At 31.0% G+C, this 23,206-nt stretch carries 22 protein-coding genes; 10 read left to right on the top strand and 12 right to left on the bottom strand.

The annotated features are described in order from the left end of the window. The first annotated feature begins 10 nt into the window (after positions 1-10). Both ATO12_RS02065 and ATO12_RS02060 read left to right on the top strand, forming a co-directional pair. Positions 11-997 carry a sensor histidine kinase gene (locus tag ATO12_RS02065; protein WP_051575535.1) on the top strand — a complete coding sequence of 329 codons (987 nt, stop codon included), beginning with the start codon at positions 11-13 and terminating at the stop codon, positions 995-997. Then, a complete protein-coding gene (locus ATO12_RS02060; RefSeq protein WP_034238195.1) occupies positions 994-1,683 on the top strand; it encodes a LytR/AlgR family response regulator transcription factor in 690 nt (229 codons plus the stop codon). The genes ATO12_RS02065 and ATO12_RS02060 overlap by 4 nt, the downstream gene beginning before the upstream one ends. Positions 1,684-1,757: 74 nt before the next feature. On the opposite strand, the gene ATO12_RS02055 is transcribed toward ATO12_RS02060, so the two are convergent. Beyond that, a complete protein-coding gene (locus ATO12_RS02055) occupies positions 1,758-2,864 on the bottom strand; it encodes a hypothetical protein (RefSeq protein ID WP_034238192.1) in 1,107 nt (368 codons plus the stop codon). Positions 2,865-2,986: 122 nt separating this feature from the next. Here ATO12_RS02055 and ATO12_RS02050 point away from each other — a divergent pair, with 122 nt between their 5' ends. Then, positions 2,987-4,258 carry a hypothetical protein gene (locus tag ATO12_RS02050; protein WP_034238190.1) on the top strand — a complete coding sequence of 424 codons (1,272 nt, stop codon included), beginning with the start codon at positions 2,987-2,989 and terminating at the stop codon, positions 4,256-4,258. Between the two features lie 4 nt (positions 4,259-4,262). On the opposite strand, the gene ATO12_RS02045 is transcribed toward ATO12_RS02050, so the two are convergent. The 4 genes from ATO12_RS02045 to ATO12_RS02030 form a co-directional block, all read right to left on the bottom strand. Beyond that, positions 4,263-4,688: an Lrp/AsnC family transcriptional regulator gene (locus tag ATO12_RS02045; protein ID WP_034238188.1), complete on the bottom strand. Its 426-nt coding sequence runs from the start codon at positions 4,686-4,688 to the stop codon at positions 4,263-4,265. A 26-nt stretch (positions 4,689-4,714) separates the two neighbouring features. Continuing rightward, on the bottom strand, positions 4,715-5,284 hold the full coding sequence (locus tag ATO12_RS02040; RefSeq protein ID WP_034238186.1) for a hypothetical protein: 570 nt from the start codon (positions 5,282-5,284) through the stop codon (positions 4,715-4,717). 90 nt (positions 5,285-5,374) lie between these two features. Then, positions 5,375-8,947, bottom strand: a complete 3,573-nt coding sequence (locus ATO12_RS02035; protein WP_034238183.1) for an ABC transporter permease/M1 family aminopeptidase — start codon at positions 8,945-8,947, stop codon at positions 5,375-5,377. A gap of 3 nt (positions 8,948-8,950) precedes the next feature. Beyond that, a complete protein-coding gene (locus ATO12_RS02030) occupies positions 8,951-9,838 on the bottom strand; it encodes an ABC transporter ATP-binding protein (protein ID WP_034238181.1) in 888 nt (295 codons plus the stop codon). 211 nt (positions 9,839-10,049) lie between these two features. Here ATO12_RS02030 and ATO12_RS02025 point away from each other — a divergent pair, with 211 nt between their 5' ends. Beyond that, the gene (locus tag ATO12_RS02025; protein WP_034238179.1) at positions 10,050-11,177 is read left to right on the top strand and encodes a sensor histidine kinase; all 1,128 of its coding nucleotides are present in this window, start codon (positions 10,050-10,052) and stop codon (positions 11,175-11,177) included. After that, positions 11,174-11,881, top strand: a complete 708-nt coding sequence (locus tag ATO12_RS02020; protein WP_034238177.1) for a LytR/AlgR family response regulator transcription factor — start codon at positions 11,174-11,176, stop codon at positions 11,879-11,881. The genes ATO12_RS02025 and ATO12_RS02020 overlap by 4 nt, the downstream gene beginning before the upstream one ends. A gap of 66 nt (positions 11,882-11,947) precedes the next feature. On the opposite strand, the gene ATO12_RS02015 is transcribed toward ATO12_RS02020, so the two are convergent. The 3 genes from ATO12_RS02015 to ATO12_RS02005 form a co-directional block, all read right to left on the bottom strand. Further along, the gene (locus ATO12_RS02015; protein WP_165583309.1) at positions 11,948-12,487 is read right to left on the bottom strand and encodes a class I SAM-dependent methyltransferase; all 540 of its coding nucleotides are present in this window, start codon (positions 12,485-12,487) and stop codon (positions 11,948-11,950) included. 23 nt (positions 12,488-12,510) lie between these two features. Beyond that, positions 12,511-13,071 carry a TVP38/TMEM64 family protein gene (locus ATO12_RS02010; protein WP_034238171.1) on the bottom strand — a complete coding sequence of 187 codons (561 nt, stop codon included), beginning with the start codon at positions 13,069-13,071 and terminating at the stop codon, positions 12,511-12,513. A 182-nt stretch (positions 13,072-13,253) separates the two neighbouring features. Further along, the gene (locus ATO12_RS02005; RefSeq protein WP_034238169.1) at positions 13,254-13,604 is read right to left on the bottom strand and encodes a hypothetical protein; all 351 of its coding nucleotides are present in this window, start codon (positions 13,602-13,604) and stop codon (positions 13,254-13,256) included. Between the two features lie 103 nt (positions 13,605-13,707). On the opposite strand from ATO12_RS02005, the gene ATO12_RS02000 reads away from it, so the two are divergent. Beyond that, entirely contained in the window at positions 13,708-13,929 is a 222-nt protein-coding gene (locus ATO12_RS02000) for a hypothetical protein (RefSeq protein WP_131248749.1), read from the top strand. Positions 13,930-14,104: 175 nt separating this feature from the next. Here ATO12_RS02000 and ATO12_RS01995 read toward each other — a convergent pair whose 3' ends face one another. Then, entirely contained in the window at positions 14,105-15,436 is a 1,332-nt protein-coding gene (locus ATO12_RS01995; protein ID WP_051575534.1) for a S41 family peptidase, read from the bottom strand. 106 nt (positions 15,437-15,542) lie between these two features. Continuing rightward, the gene (locus ATO12_RS01990; RefSeq protein WP_034238165.1) at positions 15,543-16,331 is read right to left on the bottom strand and encodes a helix-turn-helix transcriptional regulator; all 789 of its coding nucleotides are present in this window, start codon (positions 16,329-16,331) and stop codon (positions 15,543-15,545) included. 183 nt (positions 16,332-16,514) lie between these two features. Between ATO12_RS01990 and ATO12_RS01985 the strand changes: the two genes are divergently transcribed. Both ATO12_RS01985 and ATO12_RS01980 read left to right on the top strand, forming a co-directional pair. Continuing rightward, complete coding sequence (locus ATO12_RS01985) at positions 16,515-17,627, top strand: hypothetical protein (protein WP_034238163.1); 1,113 nt, start codon at positions 16,515-16,517, stop codon at positions 17,625-17,627. After that, positions 17,612-18,694 carry a PH domain-containing protein gene (locus ATO12_RS01980; protein WP_034238161.1) on the top strand — a complete coding sequence of 361 codons (1,083 nt, stop codon included), beginning with the start codon at positions 17,612-17,614 and terminating at the stop codon, positions 18,692-18,694. The genes ATO12_RS01985 and ATO12_RS01980 overlap by 16 nt, the downstream gene beginning before the upstream one ends. A gap of 5 nt (positions 18,695-18,699) precedes the next feature. Here the strand turns inward: ATO12_RS01980 and ATO12_RS01975 are convergent, their stop codons facing one another. Together ATO12_RS01975 and ATO12_RS01970 are read right to left on the bottom strand one after the other, a co-directional pair. Next, the gene (locus ATO12_RS01975) at positions 18,700-19,413 is read right to left on the bottom strand and encodes a LytR/AlgR family response regulator transcription factor (RefSeq protein ID WP_034238160.1); all 714 of its coding nucleotides are present in this window, start codon (positions 19,411-19,413) and stop codon (positions 18,700-18,702) included. Continuing rightward, positions 19,414-20,391, bottom strand: a complete 978-nt coding sequence (locus tag ATO12_RS01970; RefSeq protein ID WP_034238157.1) for a sensor histidine kinase — start codon at positions 20,389-20,391, stop codon at positions 19,414-19,416. A 349-nt stretch (positions 20,392-20,740) separates the two neighbouring features. Here ATO12_RS01970 and ATO12_RS01965 point away from each other — a divergent pair, with 349 nt between their 5' ends. Together ATO12_RS01965 and ATO12_RS01960 are read left to right on the top strand one after the other, a co-directional pair. Then, positions 20,741-21,601, top strand: coding sequence for an ABC transporter ATP-binding protein (locus tag ATO12_RS01965; protein WP_034238156.1), 861 nt, complete (start codon positions 20,741-20,743; stop codon positions 21,599-21,601). A gap of 12 nt (positions 21,602-21,613) precedes the next feature. After that, on the top strand, positions 21,614-23,167 hold the full coding sequence (locus ATO12_RS01960; protein WP_034238155.1) for a hypothetical protein: 1,554 nt from the start codon (positions 21,614-21,616) through the stop codon (positions 23,165-23,167). The last annotated feature ends 39 nt before the right edge of the window (positions 23,168-23,206 follow it).

Below are 23,206 nucleotides of genomic sequence, written 5' to 3'. Positions count from 1 at the left end.
TATTTGAATGATGACGTTAAAAAAGAGGTTTTATATTACCACTATTCTAGCTATAATTCTGGCTACATTAAGCCTGATTTATAAAAACAGTAATAGTGAACTACATATTTTTTTTAATTTCCTTACTGGTTTAGTTATTTCTTATATGTTATTATTTTATCTATTTAAAACAGGTAAACTAAAGACAAATTGGGCCAATTCTATTATAAAAACGATTGTGTATAGTTCTGCAATAGGAATATTGATTTTCGGGATGAATATGGCCAACAGAATTGATGATGATAAAGAGAGTTTTTGGGTAGTTAATCATAACATTTGGCTTACCGATTTATTTGGAATATTATTAACACTATTAATTTTTTATATCATTTTTTCGTGGGTGTTTGAACAATGGAAAAAAGTACAAACCCTTAAAAATGATAAAGCCCAGGCAGAGTTAAAACTTTTAAAAACTCAAATAAACCCTCATTTTTTCTTTAATACACTTAATAATCTATACTCTTTGATTAAAAAAGATCCTGATACAGCACAAGAATATGTGCTTAAACTATCAGATATGATGCGATTTACCATTTATGATGGAAAAGAAGAAACTGTTCCTCTCGAAGAAGAAATTAGATATTTAACCAATTTTATTGAATTGCAAACCGCTAGGTATCATAAAGTAATCGATATCGATTTTAAACATTATATCATTAATAAAGATTACCCAATCCCTCCGTTATTGTTTATTGTGTTATTAGAGAATTCGTTTAAACATGGAGTAGAAAAACTTGTATATCAATCTTTTATACATATACAACTGCGAGAAAATGATAACCAAATACTATTTACCATAAAAAACAATTATGATCCTGATACACATAAAAAGCCTGGAGGTATTGGTTTAGAAAATTTAAAAAATCGTCTTAATTTACTTTACCCAAATAAACACAAATTGACGATTAGCAATCAAAATCAAATATATTTTGTAGAATTAGAATTATACAAATCATGATTACCTATATAATAATAGACGACGAAATCGCTTCGCACGATATTATTGAAGATTACAGTAGTAATCTACCTTATTTATCGCTTCAAAAACATTGTTATAATGCGTTTGAAGCGATAGAATATCTAAATCACCATCAGGTAGATTTAGTATTTCTAGATATTAATATGCCCAAGCTTACAGGTTTTGATTTTTTAAAGACATTATCCAATCCTCCTAAAATTATTGTGACTACTGCTTATAAAGAGTTTGCATTAGAAGGTTATGAACTTAATATCGATGATTACTTATTAAAACCATTCAGTTTTCAGCGCTTTTTGACAGCAATACAAAAAGTGCAGGGAATATTGTCTTTACATTCACAAAATGCAAAAAATATAGATGATTCTAGTATGTTTTTAAAGGACAACAAAAAGCATTACCAGGTAAAGCTAAAAGATCTTTTGTTCTTAGAAGCTTATGGAAATTATGTAAAGGTGTATTTAGAAGATCAAATGATCATTACTCATCAAACACTATCTTCTTTTGAAGAGATGTTGTCTAAAAAAGATTTTATAAAGGTTCATAAATCATTTATTATTGCAAAGAGTAAAATAGAACTCATTGAAGGTAACCGAATAATAATTAAGGATCATAAAATCCCTATAGGGAAAATATATAAGCCAAATATCAATAACTTACTCAGCTAAATTTTTATCATTATCCGGTTACATCATCTCTATCAAAGATTCACAATTATAATTTTCATTACTAGATTGTTACTTTATTGTATTTCAATCCCATTTTGATCAGGAAATTTTCCTGTTACCAACCAACCACCAAAATCTTCAGAAACAGCCAATAGAAGCGTGTTTTCTCCTTTTTTCAAATCTAGATATATAGCATCAAACAATCCTACAGTACCTAAATATCGGTAATCTCTAGAACGCCATCTATTCGTTCCTTTATATATAGGTCTACCGTTTAAAATAGCTACTACTCTATCACTGTATCCAAATTCAAACAGTTTTATTTGATCTTTGTTTGAAGTAATATTGATTTTTGTAAAAACAGTGTTTGCGGGAGCTCCATTAACCAAAACTACTTCTCTTGCAATATTTGCTGCCGTACCTTCTTCTACCTGGATTGTTTTTCCCCATTTTCTAGATTGAATTACTTCTTTTAGTTTCTTTGGGTTATTTACCAGTTTTTCTTCAAACATATCAGATACTTGCCATTTTGAAATCAATCCTTCAATTGGTTTTCTTTTTATAGGCTTAAAATCTACTATTTCATATTTACTTTTATCAATCTTAAAATTCGCATAGTGCATGGCTGCGGCACCCCCGCCTCCTATTGCAATTCCTCCTTCCTTGGGATCATGAACTAGATTCCATGATAGATGTGGAGTTTCAGAATAGTCTAGGTATATCTGTGCTCTACGGCCATTAACGACTATTTTTACATGGGTCCAGTCATCATAATTATAGTCATATGCAAAAGAGTATTTTGGCCCAAAATAAAGTTGCCATGGTGTTATACCATTAATAACAGGAGCCGCTTGATTGGCATCGGGTTTACCCGAAAGATGAGCTCGCAGGTAAAAAGATTCCATATTATTTCTATCAGATGCTCTAAAACGAATACCAGGAAACCCTTGTCGATTGGTAAGATATACATCAAATTCAATAGTACCATTCAAGAATTTGGTATCTTTCAAATAGGCCAAGCCACGCTGAATATAAATGGCATCTTTCCCTTTATAATTTTCTAAGACATAAGATTGAGCATTTATTTCCCAATGAATCGTATCTAAAGGAATTATATTTTGAGAATTCCCATTTTGAATAAAAAAAGTGCAGGCTATAATGATTACAATATATCTGATCATAAGTATTATTTTTTGATTTTATTCAAAGATCCTATCTATGGGTATACAAAGCATAAACAAGTTCGTGCAAATCGGTTCAATGTTGTTCAAGTCGTAATTTTTAATGATTTTTGTTTGATATTATGAACACGTATCCAGAACATACATTAGTGCAACAATGTTTGCTAGAAATCGAAGAGAAACTCGAGTGGGGAAACTCTGATCAATGGCATAATGATGTATTTATAGAACTTAGTGAAAGTATCCAGCAAAGCACAGGTATTCTTTTAAGTCCAACAACCTTAAAACGTGTTTGGGGTAAGGTAAAATATAAGAGTGCTCCTAGTATTAGTACACTAAATACGCTTTCACAATTTGCAGGATATGCAAACTGGAGAGATTTCAAAAATAAAAAAGATGTCAAAAAGCCTTCATGGCTAGGAAAAAAGATAACTCATAACCTTGGTGTTATTATGGTTTCTGCCTCGATCATGACTATCGTGTTTATTTCGTTTTATTCTATGATTGGAGCCAAAAAAAATGAAGATACTACTATTGATTTCTCAAAAATCACTTTTAGTAGTAGACCAATAACCCAAGGATTACCTAATTCTGTAGTCTTTGATTTTGATCTAAATACGATTAAATCTGATAGCATATACATTCAACAATTCTGGGATGTTACCAAAACCATTAAAATAAAACCAGGGCAAAAAAAAGCTACTGGTATTTACTATTTTCCTGGATATTTTGGTGCCAAACTTCTGGTTGATGGGCAAATCATAAAGGAGCATGATTTGTTTATTACTTCTAATAACTGGGTAAGTACTATAGATTATAAACCTATTCCAAAATACGTCTCTAATACAGACATGCTTCGAGATAGGCTATCGTTTTCAAATACAATCCTCAATGAAATAAAATCTGCCACAGAACCTGTGGTTTCTACTTTTCATTTGGTAAAGGATTTTAAAGATGTATCTGGAGATAATATTAAAATCAAGACCTCTGTTCGTAACCTGTATAGAGAAAAATGGGCTGTTTGTCAAAAACTCAGAATAGTTATATTAGGTACTAATGGAGCTATAATAGTACCATTTTCTATTCCGGGATGTGTTTCAGATATTAATGTAATGCTTAATGATGTGTACTTAAAAGGTAAGGAACATGATCTTTCTGCCTTTGGTGTTGATTTTTCTGATTTCAGAATTATTGATATCAATATTATAGAAAAAAAATTGACTGTCTTTGTTGATGATACAGAAATCTATTCGAGACAATACAACGAGTCTATAGGAAAATTAGTGGGTATTCGTTATCGATTTTTAGGTGCTGGAGAAGTTCGTCACTTAAACATTACAGAACAACCTAATGGAGCTACAATCATAAATGATGATTTTAAAATAGATCCATGATATTTTATTGCTTCTCTTCTATAAGGTTTGATAAAATCAAATATGTTGTAGGGTCACCATATCGCAATAATTTATCAATAAACTGTTGTAAATGTAATTGATCAACCAATATCACCTTCATAGAGATATTGTGAGAACCTGTAACACGATGTGCTTCAGTAATTTCTGGAAATTTATCCAATTCTTCACAAAATACATTCAGGTTTCCACTAAATAATTTGAGCATAATAAGAACTTCTATACCAAAGCCTAGTTTTTTAGTATCTAACTCGAGTCTATACCCCTTTATTATCCCAAGATCCTCTAATTTTTGAATACGCTCTCTAACCGAAGATGGAGAAAGTCCTATATGTCGACCAATTTCTACATAGGATGCTCTTGAATTATCTTTAAGCCTATTGATAATTTTATGATCTATATTATCCAACATAATACAACACTATACTTAAGAATGTATTAATTATCTTCCCAACCCCAAGGAGCTTCGGGGTTTTCTACTGGTTTTGTGATATCCATTACAACTTTAAAAACACGTGGAGTTCCTAAACGTCTTAAGTTATAGGTAAAAGTTGTATCATCAACCGTAATCCACCAAACATTAGTAGAGGCCGCCGGGATCATTTTTTTTGTTTCTTCATCTGCAGGAAACACTTGTATACCTTGCTGCCCTGTATTTGTTGTACTACCACCGTATTGCGTAATTTTATCCTCAGAACCATCTTCATGTCTATGATCATGTTTTAAAATAATACGGTTATCCTTATACGTTAACACCCAGGTTCTGGATCTATCATCTCCAACAAAAAAAGGGATTTTTATAATACTATCACTACAATAACGCACATGCATCACTAATCGTTTACCACCAAATTGCTCGTCATCTACAGGTAACTCCAGGGTTCCTTCAAATGATTTTCCACATAAATTCTGTAATGAGTTCCAAAATTGCTGAGCTTCATTTACATCCTGAGAGAAGGATGCTGTAAAACAACCTAACAAAAAAATAAGGAAGTGTATTTTATTCATAAATTCAATGTAATAGAATTTCGAAAGTTATGAATTCTTTTTTACACTCCCATTATTTTTCACCATATCATAAATTATACTACTTACACTTTAAATACGTGTGGGTTTCTTAGTGTTGTCAATAGTATTTTCATCCAAACGAGTACCAAAAGGATCAATTGAGATATATTGAGGAATCTCATCTACGATAAATTTAAGCTTCATTTGATTTGTATTGATCTGATGAGGCTTTAAATATAGTATGGCATCTTGATTATCTATTGTACCAGGCTCTTTTGAAAACATTCCAATTTGAATAGGCTCATCTATTAAAATTGCTACCGCTTCTCCATTTTCTTTGGTTTCAAAACGTTTTGCCGAAACCTCTATAGTAACTTCATATTTACCAGTATCGAGTACAGCAACTTCTGCATTTTCGATTTTTAAATCATAGGTAATAATACGTTTAAACCAATCATCTATCAAAATATGGTATTTCTCTGGAGTAACCGCATAAAATTCGTTTAATAATTCTGTTGATGTAACTTTAGATTCTTTTTCATCTTTATATTGGATTATTAACCCTCTTAGGGCTTCGTTCATTTTCTGTTCTCCTATCAAATCTTTAAGAGCTACCAGAGAAACATAGCTTTTTCCGTAAAGTAAATAAGACTGTCCTTCTTCAGTGTATAAAGGAGGTTCTGGATCAGTAGCATAAGAACGACCAGTAAAATATCTTGTGGTAGCAGATTTGCTTAATTGCCAAATTGCCTTTTTGCCATAATATTTTTCCATAATCACTGCTTCGGTATATTTGGTTAATCCTTCTGTGATTACCCCTCCTCCATCTACATTTTTAGGAGTAAGCATATGACCCCACCATTGGTGTGCAACTTCATGAATAGTTCGTTTGGCTACAAGATCAAAATTATCCGTATTACGATTGTCGGTTAAATATAATCGATTTTCTACCATCGCAATAGTTCCTGGTTGTGCTTGTCCGCCAAATCGCCAATGCCCTGGTATTTCTGCAATTCGAATATGATCAAATTTATACTCTGTAAAGTGTTTTTGGCAATAGTCCAACGTTTGCCTGGTACTCTTAGAAATAGTATTGATGTTATAATAATGCCCTGGGTGATAATATTGTTCGATTTCTACTCCTTTATAGTTTTCTTTCTCGATCTTATAAGATCCTGAATAGTAAGCTATAAAAGGAATAATATCATGAGACGATTTATAATGGTAATAGTTCCTATCGTTTTCTTGCCAGGTTTTTACTAATTCTCCTGCTGCTATAGCAGTTTGGTTTTTTTGCGTGGATACAACAGTTTCATATGGTAATTTAACATGTGATACATCAGCATGAAAATGGCTAGCATTGTCTTCATTCTCTATTTGTTTTGGCAATCCTCGTTTTTCTCTTTCAAACGCATCTGTAATTTCTAAACTCGTAGTATATCCCAAAATGGGTTCAAAATTACTATGCTGTATAAATGACCCGTTATTAACCAAAATAGAACTGGTTTCAAACCCTTTTTTTTGGTAGGTTAGTATATAGGAGTATTTTACCTGTTCTCCTGGAGCCAAAGGTTCTTCGAATTTAAAAATTCGAATATCATAAACACTATCATGTTTTTCTAATACTGCATTTTCTATAAACATGTTGGTAACCGGAACCCTCTCTGAAATAAAGATTTCTCGTAAACTATCTTTCCCTCTATTTTCGAGAATATAATTGGCTTTAATAGTATAGAAATTTTCATCTGGATATATGTCCATCTTGGTTTTCATTGCCACCGGAACGAGCTGCCTGGGAACATCGTATTTCTTATATTTTTTTTCATATGTTTCACAAAAATCTAAACTATCACTTACTGTAACATATTCATTTATGACATTTTTGTTATAGTAAATAGTTACTCCCGAGGCTATAAAAAGTATTCCAAAAAATACTAGTGTCACAAGTTCCCATTTTTTCCAATGATATCGAAGTTGTTTTAACCTGAAAATAAACTTGTGTATTGTCCCTCGTTGCCATAATTTAAAAGATAATACGGTGAGTACTAAACCTAATGAAGTCCAATAAACAGCATAATGATGAAAAGGTTTGGTATAATCTCCATAACCTGTCATATTGGTATATTCTGTAGCAGGTAAACTCCCTATTCTTAACAATGGATGTTCAATTCCTATAAATGAAGCCAGAGAGCTCCCGAAAAGAATAATAATCAATCCCGTAATTGCCATACCTACATATTTATTAGGTGATAAACTTTGGGTAAACAGGGCTAATAAAATGTAAAAGAGAAAACTCATTCCTAAATAATAAAACATAGAGAGGTATTGCCCGATTTCAAAAAGATAATAGCCTTTTGTAATTTGAATCCCAATAGCGGTAATAATACTTATTGTGATTAATATAACCGGTAGTAGAATAAGTGTTATGGCTTTTGATAAAAAGAATACCATATTTGATGCTGGCGTAGCATCAATTATACCATTAAACTGCAAGCTACGTTCACGCCAAACTAATTCTCCGCTATAAAATACAATTAGCAATAACCCTAAAAATGGTAATGGATCTTTAATTAGCCAAATGAGTAGATCTGTTGTTGGATATAAACTATCATTATATGCTCCTCCCTGATTAACTCTTGTATACATTTCGGTAACAAGAATAACGATCCAAATTAATATAATAGCGATAAACGGTAAACTTTTAAATACATTGGTAAGCTCAATTCTTAATAGGGATTTAAAACCTTCTACATGCGCTTTTATAGCTGTCGTTATAGTAGTAATGGGTTGATATACTCTCTTTACCATTTCTTTTTCTTCAATAGGTGTTGTCTTTTTTCTTTTTTGTTTTAATTTCTTAAATGAAAAATAGGTATACGTTATTTTTAAGAGTAGTAATGATATCGAAATCCAGAGTACCCTGTTCCACAGAAAATTACCCGAAAAAGAAAGTAATCTTGTATTTTTTTCAAAAGGAGTCCAGTATTGAGTTTGTTCAAAAAAGGCCGAAAGCCCAAATGGATCTGCCAATGCCGCTATAATCAAATTTTCTGGAGAAGCAGGTGTTGCATTAGCCAACAAGGGAGAGTTAAAAAAGATAGAGCAAATCCAATATAGTGCATATATTGTAATTGCGCTACTATATGTGGCGATGTTATTTTTGGTAAATGCACTAACCGAAAAAACAAATGCAGTACAAACAAAAACATTGGGTAAAACTACGAGTAACCATGTCCATAGATAATAACTTAAATGAAAAGAGGTTAAACGTTCTGGATCTAACCAAGGCATAAATGTACCCAAAGCAAAACCGATTAGAGTCATCGAGAAAACAAGCAAACTAAATACAAATACTCCAAGAAATCGACTAAGAAAAAAATGAGATTTCTTTATTGGTGTACTATAGATTATAGCTTCCATTCGATATTGCTTATCTCTTAGCATTCCGCTAATAGCAAAAAACATAATAGCAAACATACACCCCAGTGATAATATAGCAATGTTATAACTAATCTGATATGCAGAATTAAAATTTACTTTAGCCAAAGAAGCTCCCTGGCTTCCCAACATAAATCCAAAAAGAAGGAAAATAATGATAAAACCAATAAATGCCTTTTGTTTGAGTTGGTAGCTGGCTTCAAAACGTAATAAAGAAGATATCATAGCTTAGCTGTTTATATGTTGGTTATTAAATAATGTAGAGAAGTACACACTTTCGAGATCAGGTTGCATAGTTTCAAATCCATTTTCGGGAATGATCTCGGCAAAAACCTGAATCTGTGTTTTTCCCGAAACTAATCGTGTAGAAATTACATTAAACTGCTCTTTATAGAATTGAAGTTCTTCTTTTGCTATAGTCTTTGTCCAAACATTTCCGGTTAACGCCTTAGTAAGCTTTATAGGGTTGCCTTGTTTTATAATTTTTCCTTCTCCCATAATAGCCATATTTGCACATAAATCACGAACATCTTCTACAATATGGGTAGATAGAATAACAATCACATTCTCTCCTATTTCGCTTAATAAGTTCAAAAATCGGTTACGTTCCTCGGGATCTAATCCTGCAGTTGGCTCGTCTACAATAATGAGCTGTGGGTTACCTAATAGTGCCTGGGCTACTCCAAACCGTTGCCGCATACCACCAGAAAATGTATGTACAGCTTTTTTTCGATGTTGGTATAAGTTTGTTTGTTGTAATAGCGCTTCTATTTGTTCTTTGCGTTCTTTGCTATTCAGTATGCCTTTTAGTATAGCTATATGATCTAATAATCGAATTGCTGATATTTTGGGATATACCCCAAATTCTTGAGGTAAATACCCTAAATGATTTCTAATCTCCTGGGGGTTATTAACAATATCTTTGTCATTAAAAGTTATAGTACCCGATGTAGGTTCCTGTAATGAGGCAATTGTTCTCATTAAAGATGATTTTCCTGCTCCATTGGGTCCTAATAGACCAAACATCCCATTGGTAATAGTAAGAGAGATATTATCCAAAGCTCTTACTCCATTAGGATATGTTTTTGATAAATTTTGAATATGCAATCTGTTCATAATCTGATTAATTAATGATTTCTTACACGAACCTATTCGGAAATAAGATCACTAACCAACTTTCATGATCACTACACTAAAAAAGTTGATACAAACATGTGTAATCGTTACAAAATAGAGTTGATCTAAAAAAGGAATGGGTTTGGGCAAAAAAAAATATCGTTCATCAAATTAATTGTCAAGACACTACAACATCTGTATTTTTGTGGATATGATTACATTTCTGAAAAAATATAAAGCTTTTGTAATTGGTTTTTTTGTAGTTTTTTTTACCATACTATACCTAGAATATATAGGGTTTATAAAAATTTCCAAAGATGAATATATAGAGGTCATTGTTATTTTTACATTTTGGTGGCTTATTGCATCAGTTCCTATTTATAAATTCGAGTATTTCAAAAAAAATAAAATTGTAGTATACAAAATACTTGGGCTAATACTTCTACTCATAGTAGCTGTTATAGTAGATAGTTATTGGAAAACTCCTGATAACCCTATTGTTATATTTTTAATTACATCGTTTTGGTTAGGTATTTTTTATGTAGCGTTTTCTTCATTTTTTAAAAAATATAAGCTCTTCATTTTAGTATTTTATACCATTGCAATATCCTATTTCTTTTATGTTCGCTTGTTTTCTAAAAACTTAGACACCTACCTAAATAATGAAAAAGATACTGCATTCATTATTCTTACTTTACCTATACCCATTCTAATTATACTTTGGTTATTTGAACAATGGAAATGGCTAAAGACATTAAAAGCAGAAAAAGGGAAAGCTGAGTTGGCTTTATTAAAAAGCCAGGTAAATCCACATTTCTTTTTTAATACATTAAACAATCTATATGGCCTAACAGTCGAAAAATCTGATAGTGCTCCAGAAGTAGTTCTAAAACTATCTGATATGATGCGATATACTATTTATGAAGGGAAGCAAGATGTTGTATCATTAAAAGATGAAATCAAATATTTAGAGAACTATATAGAATTACATAAAATACGGTATCAAAAAAAAGTGGTTATAACATTTGATTATACGTATCATGAAGATGATAAAGTTGCACCATTGTTGTTTATTATTTTATTAGAAAATGCATTTAAGCATGGTGTTGAGCGATTAACAAAAGATGCTTATATTCATATTAATTTAACAACCAAAAACAATACTATTTTATTTTGTATTGAGAACAATTATGAGGAACAGAAAGTAACTGATCAAAAAGGTATTGGATTAGATAATTTAAAAGACAGATTAAAACTTATTTATCCCCAAAAACATAGATTACTTATCGAAAAAAACAAGACTGTTTACAAAACAACATTAGAGATAGAAACACAATGATACGATATATTATTATAGACGACGAACCTATTGCACATCGTATTATCGAAGGGTATTGCAATAATCTACCGCACCTGGAAAAAGCAGGTAACTGTTATGATGCTTTCGAGGCTATGCAAATGCTTAATAAAGAACAAGTAGATCTTATGTTTTTGGATGTGAATATGCCAAAATTGTCGGGTTTCGAATTCTTAAAAACATTATCTAACCCTCCTAAGATTATTGTTACAACAGCGTATAAAGAGTTTGCTATCGAGGGATATGAACTAGATATTACGGATTACCTATTAAAACCATTTTCTTTTGAGAGGTTTGTAAAAGCTATTAATAAAACCATTAATACTGTTGTAAAAAATAGATCAGCAACTACCTCATCATCAGCTTTAAAACCAACTCGCTTTTTTATTAAAGGCGATAAAAAATACCACCAAATTGCTACAGAAACAATTTTGTTTATAGAAGCTTATGGAAATTATACCAAACTCTATCTTAATGATGATATAATTGTTAGTCATGAAAAAATATCGTCTTTAGAAGAACTTTTATCAAAAGACAATTTTATACGAGTTCACAAATCTTTTATTGTTGCTATCGATAAAATAAAAACTATCGAAGGCAACAGAATCTTAATCGATACGCACAAAATCCCTATAGGTCAGACATATAAGAGTAGTATTTATAAGCTCTATAGCTCTAATGGTTAGAAATGTATTGTTGTTCTGAAATAGAATTATAGTGTAATATGCATTACGCCAAAAAACTAATGGCATTTAGTTTTTGCAATTATAAATAAACGCTGGTGGAATATTTTTAATACAAAGTGTTGTGCTTGTATCTGTAAAATTGTTTTTTAAGAATTCTAAATCCTTTTTAGAATATTGATATTGAATAAGGCTTCCGCTATCTTTAAGTATAAATTTTACATCTTCAATTAATTGCTTTTTAAATGCGTGTTCAATATTAGCCAAAGGCAAACAAGAGACTACAAAATCTACTTTATTTTCAGAAAAAATAGTAGCCAAATTTGATACGCATGTATTGTGTATGGTTAAGCGCTCATCATTTATAGTCTTTAATATAGGGACAAAGGAAAGGTTTATTTCAAAAGAGTGTAGGTAAGAATTCATTCCTATTTTATTTAAAATTTGCTTTGTAATAATTCCATCTCCAGCACCTAACTCAATCACTACTAAATCTTTATTCCTATCCAAAGGTTCAATAAGTTTATTTGCTAATGTTTTAGAACTTCGAAATAAACTTCCTGTTTGTTTTAAGTTTTTTAAAGCAGTAATTGTGAAAAAGTTTGACATGATTTTTTGATTATGATTGATTTTCAATTGATGATAAACGCACTTCCAAAGATATAAATTGAACATAAAACCAATTCTCCTAATAAAATAGAAGCTATAAATACAGGAATTTTGATTTTAATTGCACCAGATAAGTAACAAATTAAATCTGTAGGTACTATTGGTAAAAAAGACCAGAGGATAATATATAGATAGCCATTTTTACTTAATAATCTATTCTCTATAAGATTGAATTTGGTATTATTTTTTTCAAATACCTTAGAAAAACCTAATGTATTCGAAAAAAAGTAGATTAGTAGTGATGATGTAAGAATCCCTAGTAAAGAAATAACAAGTACCCAAACTAAATTATCAGGAAATAATAACACCCCCGCAAAAATTAAAGGTGTACTAGGCAACAAAATGAAACCTCTTACAACATGTATTAAAAAATAAGCCATCCAAGCGTATTTATGAAACTGCCCAACAAAAGAAGCGATTTTTTCTTTTGTAAACTGAGCTGGATAAATAAAATATATCAACAAACATAAGGCAACAAGACCTATCCAGGTATACTTTATTATGTGTTGAAGTTTTGATGACATTTTGGTCGTTTAAAATATGACGAATATGTTCAAAAATAGTTACACATTAAATCACTAGAGTATTAAAAATCTTGCTATGTATTGTCTATACAGAATACTATTGTACTCATAAAAAAAGAAGCCACACAATGCGGCTTCTTTTTTTATCAAAATAGGTAAGTTCAGGGGTTATTGATTAATTCTTAATCACCTGCTAAGAGCACATAAGAACTCGTTACAGGAGAGATACTATAATCTTTTACATTTTTTATATTCTTTAGGTGCTTATCTGCTTCTTCAAAAGCAGTTTGTAATGCACTTAGGCGTGAGTTTTTACTCACAACAATTGTCTTTGATATTGTATTTCCATTAACATATTCAATCGTCATTTTCCATTTTTTCAGAGAATGAACATTTTTATTTTTTGATGCCTTCTCTTCAACATCTTTCTTACGTTCTGTTTTTTCCTTTTTATCAGTGACAGGCTCTGTTTTAGAAGGGGTTGCATTTCCTATAGATACGCAAAATAGTACTGTTGCAAATAAAAGTTTCATAGTTCGATGATTTGAATTTGTATGCAACGAATATACAAACATTTTTTTAATAATCAAATATTTTTTTAATAAAAATTTATTTGATTAATCAAATGTTATATGTATGTTTGTCATTATGGTTAATAAAAAATTAAAAAGGCTCCTTAAAAAAAGTAAAGGAGCCAAAACGGTATACGGTATATCTAAAGCTTTAGGAGTTAGTCCGCAAGCAGGGGATTATGTGGTTAAGCGAAAAGATCTGGTAAAAGATTTTGAGCGGCTAAAGAAAATCGCCGATTATATGGGAGTAGAAATAAAAGATATTATTGATTATAAAGAGAAATAGTTACATTTTTCTCCCCTTCTATTTTAGTGAATTCATACTTAAGATTTAAGTATTGGATACCATATAGGGTTTGAATATAAAAACAAAACACTAACTAAGTTCTGTAATATAGAACTTAGTTAGTGTTTTGTTTGTGATTTTTGTGATAATCACATATGAATTATTTTACATTATGCTATTGTGACTTAATTCTTTTTAGCATTTCTTTTGCGTTTTCTCCTACTCCTCCTTTAGGATCCATTTCAATAGCTTTTTGATAATATTCGATTGCTTTTTCTTTGTTTTCCAGTCCCAAATAACTTTCTGCAAGACTATCCCAGGCATTTGCAGAATCTGGAAATAATTGAGTATTTGATTCAAAAATAGCTACAGATGTTTCTGGTTTATTGTTTTGTAAATAATAATACCCCATTGCATTAATCTCACTTTCATTTATCATACCAGTTTGAGTTAATAAAACAAGTTGCTTGTATATGGCATTCTTAGATTCTTGGCTTATTGCTTTACCGTTTTCTATGGTTGTAAGAGTTTTTTCTAAAGGCTCAAAAAATGAATCTCTATAGGTCACAGCTTTTGTTGATGCTAGTTTTTTTGCTTTTTCTAAGGCCTTATTTGCAGATATTTTTATATCGGGTTGTACCCCAACACCTTCCCAGTTCGTCTTGGTAACCGGATTTATTGTTCTTGCAAAAGGTATTGCAATCCTAAACCCATTTGGTAAAGAAAAACCTCTGGTTGGGTGTGCTCCTCCTCCCGTAACTTCTCCTATTACAGTAGCTCTACCTCTACTTTGCATGGTATACGAAAAATCTTCAGCACCAGAAAATGTATAATCACTGGTAAGTATATAAACAGGCACCTTAGGCCTTTTAATTCCTTTTACATCTGCTACCCATAATTCTTCGGTATGATCATTGGCACGAGAATAAATAGTATTTAGTAATAACTTCTCGTTAAAGAAGTAACTCGATAAATAATTTACCGTGGTCGGGCTTCCACCACCATTTCTTCTCATATCTATAATTATAGCATCTGCAACAAGCATATCATTCATTACCTGATCTATTTTTGCCAAATGTTCCTCAGAACCACCAAAAAAAGCAAGGTCGATATAGCCAATATTAGATTTCATAAGCTTAAATCCTCTAAGCATAGGAGGTCTATATCTAGATAGGTTCTGTATGAAAGAAGCTTTTGTATCTTTTTTGGATTGTTCTGGCGGTCTGGGAGATAAAAAACGTAGATGCTTGTCTTTTGTGATTTTTCGTAATTCCTGGGTGAGTGTTTTGGCAAAATCTTTTGGGGATTGATTATAAAAAACACCTTTTTTCATCAATGCATCCAAATGAGCATTAGTTTCTTTTGCTTTATCCAAAAAGATATAGTTTTCTTCTAATAATTTTTGTGCTTCTTTAATGATTTCATTATTAGATTGGGCAAAAAAAGATGTTGTAATGAAAAGAAATGCGATTACTATTTTACTTTTCTGTAATACTGCTTGTTTCATGAAAGTTGAATTATTAATTATTGGTAGGTGATTTTTTACCTGATGTAAATTAATAAAGAAAAATCTATGAAAAATAGGATGAAATTAACCTCTAGAATACATTTCTCTATATTCGCCTAAATTCATTGGGTTTGAACCCAGTACAAAGCTTAAAGGTTTTAGAAAAATGACTTTGGTCAGAAAAACCACAAAGGAATGTAATTTCGGTAAGCGACTTGTTTGTATGTTTTAAAAATAAAATTGCTTTTTCTATTTTAATCCTACGCATATACTCTCCCAATGTACAATTAAAATATTTTGAAAAATACCTGGAAATTGTAACTGGATGTATCTGTACTTTTTCTGATAATTCCTTTAGTGTAATAAATTCATCCCATCTGTCGCATAACAATTCTCGAATAGTATCAACCCAAATAGGTTTATAATCAGTCATTTTATGATATCCAGAAAATAATGTAAGTAATGATGAATGAATCGAATCTGAAGAAGATGTATCGTCAATCTTTAATTCCTTATATATTTTTAATAGTTGAAACTGGACTGCAGTATTTTTAAGAATAGAAGTCCTAAAATCTAAAGTTGACAATTCATTTTTTATAAAAAAAGAATCATCGATTTCTATATTTAAATTCTCAGACGGAAATGCAGTATGCCTATTACGATGAACCTCTAACTTATCATATAATACAATACTTCCCGGAAAAATCTGAATATCTTCTCCCTTTCGAGATTCTAAATTACCGCCTTGCAAAACCAAAGAAAGATGATATTTTTCATGAGAATGCCAATCTTCTGAAACCGGTTTATGGTATTTCACCATAGAAATGTCATAGTTTCCAAAAGAAAAATGTTCTGTTGTTGTTCCTAAAAATTCTTTAGTTTTTAATGCAATCATAATATATCACTAAAAAAAGAATCTTTCTTTTTAAAAGATCAAATTCATGAATTGTACAGCAACAAAAATAATGCCACCAAAATAGTTTAAAAAATTGCATTTCATATTGGCATTTCTTTAACTGTAGGCATAGTACTTTTTTCCTACATTTAAGAACTTTGATCATTCTATAAATCAATCATTATGAAAACATTAATAACGTTCGTTCTTTTATTGATCCTTTCTTTTTTAGAAAGTTCTATACTGGCTAATTCTTCTTTAAAAGTAGATTTTAAAACCGGGAATCCCGGTATTACTTCTATTAATTCGATGACCTTTGGACCAGAAGGTATTTTGTTTATTGGTGATAGCAAATCTGCACAAATTGTCGCAATAGACCTAAGTACCCATCCAAAAGTTGATAATAGCGCAGTAAAAATTGATTTTCTTGATAAATTAATTGCTGATATGCTGGGTACTGCTATCGATCAAATACAAATTACGGATATGGCAGTTAACCCAGAAAATGATAATATTTATCTCTCTGTTCATCATAGTTCGGGTAATGTGGTATTATTTCGTATTGAAAATAATACGCTAAAAAAAGTTTCTCTGGATAACATATCTCACAGCAAAACTTCATTAATCGACCCAGTCGATAAAGAAGCCAAGGATAAGCGAGGTCGAAAACTTCGTAAGTGGGCAGTTGCAGATATTAAGTATACTTCTGGCAAAGTATTGCTTTCTGGCTTAAGTAATAAAGAATTTGCTTCTACTTTTAGATCAGTTGATTTTCCTTTTACAGATAAACAAGATTATGGTTCTTTAGAGATTTATCATGCTGCTCACGGGCAATATGAAACTCATGCTCCTATAAAAGCATTTATCTCCACTAAAATAAAAGGTAGTTCTCATATCGTTGCTGGCTATACCTGTACTCCTCTTGTCATTTTTCCTATGAATGATATCAAGCCCGGAAAACATAATAAAGGTAGAACTATTGCAGAATTAGGAAGTGGTAACAGTCCTGTAGATATGGTAGAAATTGAAAACGGAGGGCAACGATACTTACTTATAGCCAATAACAACAGACCTCTCATGAAAATGGAATTTACTGACCTAGAGTCCTACAATGGTTCTCTTACTACTCCGGTTATTAAAAAAGGGGCTGCAGAAGGAGTAAGTTATGTAAACCTACCTTATGTTAATGTACAACAGTTAGACAAATTTGGAGGTTCTGGTTTTCTTATCGTTCAAAGAGAATCTAGTGGAAACCTTACTTTGAAAAAAGGAAATAGCTGGTGGCTCGAGAAATAACAGCACCGGTAAGGTTTGTATTATTTGTTGTAATAGTATTTTTTACTGTTCTGGAGATTTATTCTCAAACATCTCCAGAATTTACTTTTAATAAAGAATATATTACTGTAAAAAAAGATGTAAAAACATCGGGAAATTTCTATGTCTATAGAGGTGAGATTCCTAAAGATGAGTTTTCTAGTATAAATCCGGTATTAGGTAAACTGATCGAGGAAAAAACATCGATACGTTTTACTCCATTAATACCTTTTGGTTGGAATCAAAAATATACGGTAGTATATGGTGATACAATAGAATATTTCGTACTTGATATTCCTGAAGAATACGAATACCTTTCTGTAACGTCGATTTACCCTTCTGCAAAAACTCTTCCCTCCAATCTCTTAAAATGGTATATTCAATTCTCTCACCCTATTAATGAAACCCATATTTATGACCACATTCGATTCATAAATGCTGTAGGAGATACATTACCCAGAGCTGCTTTATCACTAGAGAACGCACTCATTAGTAATCATGGAAAATTGTTAACTGTTTGGGTAGAGCCTGGGCGCCAAAAACGAGATTTAATACCTAATAAGCAACTAGGTCCGGTTTTTAAAAATGAAAACTCATATAAACTCGTAGTTTTAAAAAAGTTGAAGGACATAAATGGAATATCCATGCATGACAATTTTATTCACTCATTTCAGATTACTAATGCCGATCGTATAAAACCCGATATAAATTCATGGAAAATACAAGCTCCGAAAGTAAATTCTAAATCCCGCTTATTAATTTCATGCCATGAACCTCTAGATTATGGTAGTACACAAAACAGTATTACCGTTATAAATACAAAAGGAGAAAAAATTAATGGAAACTGGCAATTTACCGATCATGAATCAACCATGTTCTTCACCCCATTACACCCTTGGAAAAAAGGAAATTATAATATTTTGTTACAACCTCACATTGAAGATTTAGCAGGTAATAATTTAGACAGGCTATTTGATAGCGAAATTACAGATACTATAAGTTCTCATATCTTACCAAAAGTGCATAAAATAAAATTTAGTATTAAATAAATATTCTACATTCCATCTATTTTATCTAAAACCAGTTTTCGATAGGATTTACCAATAGGTAAAGTAGTAGCATTGTTAAGTATTAACTGGTTGCCTTCTATTAGTTTTAATTCATTAAAATTAATGACATACGATTTATGAATTCTTATAAAATCATCTTTAGGAAGTTTATCAAAAAAATCTGATAATGTATTGGGCGTTAAAATCATAGTATCGGTAAAGATCTTAATATAATTACCATACGCTTCTATGTATTGAATATCTTTAAAAAGTACCTTAATTAATTTCTTATCGCTTTTCACAAAAATAGAAGTTGTTGCTTCTTCTTTTTCTGAAAGATGTATTCCTGTAATATCTGTTATATCCTTTTTCTGAATTTTTGTAACCGCCTGGATAAAACGTTCTAATGAAAAAGGTTTTAATAAATAATCTGTTACCGATAGTTCAAAACCTTCAATAGCGTACTCTGGATATGCAGTTGTGATAATTACATCTGGTCGTTTCTGCATTGTTTTTAACAAACTTAAACCTGATAATTTTGGCATATTAATATCTAAAAAAAGAATATCAGCAGATTGATTTTGAAGAATTTTCATAACCTCAAAAGCATCTTTACAAGATGCTAATACTTCTAAATTGGGGATTTGCTCAATATAGTTTTCTAATATCTGACGAGCAATAGGCTCATCATCGGCAATAATGCATTTTAAAATCTCCATTTATAATTTTATGGTTAATTGAACTTCGAACTCTTCTTCTTTTTTATTAATATTCAAGGTATATCTTTCTGGATATATCAGGGTCAATCGTTTTTTTGCATTTTGCAAACCAATACCGCTTTTACCCTTTTCGAGATTAGATTCATCATCACTTTTGTAATCAGCTGTATTTACACAACTAAACAATAGTTCCTCTTCGATTATCTGAGTAGTAATCACTACTCTACTCTCTCCTTTCTTAGATACTCCCAAATGCTTAAAAGCATTTTCTACAAACACAATCAAAAGCATTGGAGCAATATTTAAAGTGCTCATTTCACCAGAAGTACTTAAGGTTATCTTTGTTCTATCTTCTAAACGTATACGTTCTAAAGACACATAATTTTGTAAATATTGAATTTCTTTTTGCAAAGGCACCAATTGTTCTTTGGTATCATATAAGCTATATCGTAGTAAATCTGAAAGCTTAAGCATTAAACCTGGTAGTTTATCAGAGTTTACAACCGATAAGCCATATAAATTATTTAATGTATTAAACAGAAAATGCGGATTTAATTGTGCCTTTAATAATTTTAGTTCTGCATCTTTTATTTCTTGCCTACGAGTAAAACTATCTTTTGCAATTTTTATGGCTGAACTAAACAATAAGGCCAAAACCATTACAGAGAAAAGATTATATAGCATCTGCCATTCGAATTTCTCAAACTGCTTACTCATAAAAAAAACAGCAATACTACTAAACAAAAAAGCATTTAGACAAAAAAGTCCAATTCCCAAAAGTTTATTTTTTCTGTTAAATAGTGGTAGTATTTTTAGGTTGTTTATATACACAGGAACAATAAGATATAGGGTTACCCATATAGCAGTAAGAAGTCTGTTTTCTGACTGAATTGACATTGCAAGAATTAATGCAGTAAAAAGCCATACCACAAGATTCTGTACAAAACGATTATCTATCCATTGATCTAATTTGGACATATTTTTTCTTTAAATGTCCTCAAAAATAATAGAAAATGCTTCTAAAACACAGATATTAATGATCAAAGGAGCTCTTTTGATTGTAAACGTCTTCAATATACTGATAAAGGGAAAAAACTCACCTTTATACTATTGATCATTAAATCAGGCACATTGATCATTCTTTCTTTTTAATGTATTGACTTACCCTCACTTTTGAAGTGTTAATTCAAAAATCAATCAATATGGAATCAATTGTAAACTTATGCCTTCTTATTGTACTATGTATTATTAGCATAATAAAAACTTTTGTTGCAATCTAAAAAGGTGAATTATAAAGACATATCAAAACCTCTAAAACAATAACAATATGAAACTAGATATACAAAACGTATCCAAAAAATACAATAGCAATAAATATGGTCTAAAAGAATATACCCTTAACATCGAGAATGGTATTTTAGGATTACTTGGTCCTAATGGTGCAGGAAAATCTACATTATTAAAAATGATCGCTACAATTAGTAAACCTTCAAATGGAAGCATCTTATTAAACAAAAACAATGTTGTAAAAGATCCAAATTATATGCGGAAACAACTAGGGTATCTACCACAAGATTTTGGAGTATATCCCAACTTGAATGCTTATGAATTCTTAGAATACATGGCTGCGCTAAAAGGTATCGGAGGATCACAATTAAAGCAAAGAATTGCTTTTCTTCTAGAAGGATTAAACTTAACCGAAGTGGCCAAAAAACCTATTGGAAATTACTCTGGAGGAATGAAACAACGTATCGGGATCGCCCAGGCATTACTTAATCACCCTAAAATATTATTATTTGATGAACCGACCGTTGGTTTGGATCCCGAAGAACGTGTACGTTTTAGAAATTTAATTTCAGAATTAGCCAATGATTGTATTGTTATTTTGTCTTCACATATTGTTTCTGATATTGATACCATAGCAGATCAGGTAGCTATAATGAAAGAAGGTCGGTTATTATGCCAGGGAAATCAAAAAGCTATTATCAACAACGTAAAAAATAAAGTATATGAAATAACAATGAATAAAGAAGATACTCCCAATTTTATAAAACAACATATTGTTCTAAATACTATTCGAAAAAAAGATACGGTTACGGTACGATACATCTCTGACACATCAATAGCATCTGCAATACCATGTGAAGCAACCTTAGAGGATGCTTATCTCTACACTACTAAAAAATAACACAATTGACTTATGAAAAACTTTATAACGATAATAAAATCAGATTATTTACAACGTACCCGTAGCTACGCTTTTTTGATTACTCTATGCATTAGTCTTGCTGTAGCGTATTCATTTATCCCTGCTCCGGGTGCAAGTTATTCTACCATTCGAATCGGAGATTACCTGGGTTTTTACAACTCCTCCTGGATTGGTTATGTAACAGCACTCATGACCAGTATTTTTCTTTCTTTAGTCGGTTTTTACCTAGTTAACGGCACAATTAAAAATGACATCAATAGTAAAGTAGGTCAGATCATAGCTACTACAAGAGTTTCAAATTTTGGATACCTATTATCTAAAACAATTAGTAACTTTTTAGTCTTATGTACTATAGCGATTATTATATTTATAATGAGCATTATACTATTCTTCTTATATAATGAAGGGTTTTCTTTTGAAATACTTCAATTCATTACTCCATATAGTATTATTGTTATTCCATCATTGTTTTTCATTTCAGTACTGGCAGTATTATTTGAAGTCTTTTTCATTCAAAAATCTATACTTCAGAATGTTCTATTTTTCTTTCTTTTTTCGATAATGGCCCTTTCTGGCTCTACCGATGATACATCAAAGAATTTTTATTTGGATGCATTTGGTACTAAGATCATTACATCTCAAATGGAAGAAACGGTAAGAAGTACTGTTGGTCAAGAAGATTTAGGTGGGCTAAACATTGGATTTGTATTAGGAAATGTATCTGAAGCTAATCATTTTCTTTTTGATGGAGTAGATTTTCCTATAGGTTATATTTTAAGTCGTATAGGATGGATCATTTTCGGAATTCTTTTACTTGGCCTTGCCTCTTTGTTTTTTCATAGATTTAAAGTGAAAGAACGATTTCAATTAAAAAGTAAAAAAACGCTCTTACAAACCAAAATTGATAATGATATCGACATTTCTATACTTCCAAAAGTTGCTCTCTCATTTAAAATATTGCCTCTTATAAAAACCGAATTTATATTATTGGTACGAAGTGGATATAAATGGTTATGGATATTAAATATTGCGGGTATGTTGGGGTTATGTTTTGCTCCTCTATCTATTGCTCATCAAATGATATTGCCCATACTATGGTTCTTGCAAGTAAGCAGATGGTCTTCTTTGGTAACCAAAGAGCGAATATTTAGCACACACTTCTTTACTTTTGCTTCATATCAACCGCTTAAAAGACTTTTGTTATCTCAAGTATTATCTGGTATTTTATTGGCTCTTTTACTTGCTTTACCTCTATTATTAAGGTATATGATACAGCTTGATTTTATGCATATTACTTCTATTATATTAGGTGGGATTTTTATTGTTTCGCTTGCTGTTCTAACTGGGATTTTAACCAAAGGAAAGAAATTATTTGAAATCTTATTCTTTATGATCACCTATGCTAATATTAATGCAATACCATTTACAGATTATTTTGGCGGCTTACATCACCAATATAGCTATCTCGGCGGTATTGCTATTCTGGTAGTGATATTGCTAACCATTAGCTATAGTATTAGGAATATTGAATTAAAAAGAATCTAAATATAATCCATACTTCAATCAAAAAAGCTTCCGGAAATA

It is taken from the genome of Aquimarina atlantica, from assembly GCF_000626715.1.
Lineage (GTDB): Bacteria > Bacteroidota > Bacteroidia > Flavobacteriales > Flavobacteriaceae > Aquimarina > Aquimarina atlantica.
The sequence above is the reverse complement of the archived record's forward strand: the minus strand, read 5'-3'. Positions and strand labels throughout refer to the sequence as shown.